The sequence below is a fragment of the Streptomyces sp. NBRC 110611 genome, assembly GCF_001590865.1.
Lineage (GTDB): Bacteria > Actinomycetota > Actinomycetes > Streptomycetales > Streptomycetaceae > Streptomyces.
Genome location: NZ_BBUY01000046.1, coordinates 1 through 1,650, shown reverse-complemented (window position 1 = coordinate 1,650; position 1,650 = coordinate 1). Strand labels below are relative to the sequence as shown.

Genomic DNA, 1,650 nt, shown 5'->3' with positions numbered 1-1,650 from the left:
GCGGAAGATCTTCCACTGCTTGAGTCTGGCGAAGGCGCGTTCGCCGGGTGCGCGGAGTCGGGTGTGGTCACGGTTGTACTGCTGGTGGTGGTCGGGCAGTTCGTGGTGGCCTTTGTAGGGGTGCGGACGGTTGAGCTGGCGCCCTGGTAGGCCCGGTCGGCGAGGACGAGGATCTGTCTTGTCGGGCAGGCCTGGACGATGCCGTGCGCGCGGGCCGCGGTCAGATCGTGGGTGCGGCCCGGTGTGGCACGTGAGAACCAGAGCGGGGTGCCGTCCGGTGCGGTGACGACCTGCACGTTCATCCCATGCCGTTTGTGCTTTTGCGAGTAGTACGGTTCGTCCGGGGCGATGCGGTCGGTGGGGATGAGGGTGCCGTCAACGATGACGAAGTCGCCTTCACCCAGGCCGACGAGGGCCTCGCGCAGGCCCGGCGCCCAGGAGGCGAGGAGGTCGAGGGTTTCGTCGACGTACCGCCAGGCCGTCGCCTGCGACACCCCGAAGCCGGCTCCGACCTGCGCGAACGTCTCGTTCTTCCGCAGATGCGCCAGGACAAGGAGGGCCTGTTTGAAGCAACCGAGACTCCGCCACGGCGAGGTTGATCTCGCGGCGGCGGGCATAGATCAGCCAGGAGACGTGCTCGACCAGCTCATGCGGTACGTCGAGCATGGAACAATACGGAACCAACAGGGCCCCTCGGACGCTGCGTGATGAGTGATGTCACCACGGCAACGACGAGGGGCCCTGCCACGTCACCAGAACCTTACCTGACCAGCCCTTTCACCCTTCCCAGCGCCAGGATGAAAGAGGTTCACGGACTCCACGCTACGAAGGGACTCTCAGGACACGCCTTCCGCTGCACCGCCAAGGCCTCGCGCCCGCCGGCCCGGTAGGCACGCCACCAGCTGCCCACCGACCTCTCGGAGACCCCGAACACCACGGCAGTCTGCCAGCGTGAACGCACCGCCCCGGACCTCAGCGCGGCCACCACCCGCAGCCACACCACTTCCCGCCCCACCGGCACCACCCGCCGCAAAACCCCGAAACCTGTCACACCCGAACCAACGAGACAATAACTCAACAGTTCCGCCTCAATAACCCTACTGCACCGAGATTCTTCAGCCTTTTGATCGAATGGGTAAGGAGATTTAGTGCAAATGTCTTGGCATCGTCGTATGCTTGCAGCTGCCACTGTTGCAGCGGCTCTGTCTATTTCAGCTCTATGGGTTGCTCCCGCACAGCCTTCAGCGCGTAACGGAACATATTTCTACATGGTTATGTATCGAGGGGGGAGAGCCTCTGGCCCTGTCGAATCAGAAATGACGCTGACCTGTTTTCCTGAAGGTGGGAATCATCCGGATCCCGGGGGGGCCTGTATGGCACTGAGGGAGGTTGGGGGGGATTTTGGGCGGCTCAAGATTGCGCATGCTGACTGCACGATGGAATATTCGCCTGTTACTATCAAGGTGCTCGGCAAATGGAGAGATCAGCGAATCAAATTCATTCGAATTTACCCGAACCGCTGCTTGGTCGCGGCGATGAGTGATTGGGTGTTGAATTTCCCGTAATGTGAATTTTACGTTATTTCGGCTGAACCTCTTTCATCCTCCGTTTTCGCAGGTCAGGAGGGTGCGGACGGCATCGTCGCACCTT

General features: G+C 61.6%; 2 protein-coding genes and 1 pseudogene. 1 reads left to right on the top strand and 2 read right to left on the bottom strand.

The features are described from left to right. Together AZE13_RS35085 and AZE13_RS39460 are read right to left on the bottom strand one after the other, a co-directional pair. Positions 1–724: pseudogene (locus AZE13_RS35085) on the bottom strand (transposase family protein); the annotation flags it as partial. Between the two features lie 84 nt (positions 725–808). Then, positions 809–985: a helix-turn-helix domain-containing protein gene (locus AZE13_RS39460; protein WP_398780293.1), complete on the bottom strand. Its 177-nt coding sequence runs from the start codon at positions 983–985 to the stop codon at positions 809–811. A 169-nt stretch (positions 986–1,154) separates the two neighbouring features. Here AZE13_RS39460 and AZE13_RS39455 point away from each other — a divergent pair, with 169 nt between their 5' ends. Further along, the gene (locus tag AZE13_RS39455; protein ID WP_079124634.1) at positions 1,155–1,565 is read left to right on the top strand and encodes an SSI family serine proteinase inhibitor; all 411 of its coding nucleotides are present in this window, start codon (positions 1,155–1,157) and stop codon (positions 1,563–1,565) included. Positions 1,566–1,650 lie beyond the last annotated feature (85 nt).

Excerpts from the sequence above, each read along its gene's own strand:
- AZE13_RS39455 (WP_079124634.1), top strand. The coding sequence starts at position 1,155 with ATGTCTTGGCATCGTCGTATGCTTGCAGCTGCCACTGTTGCAGCGGCT.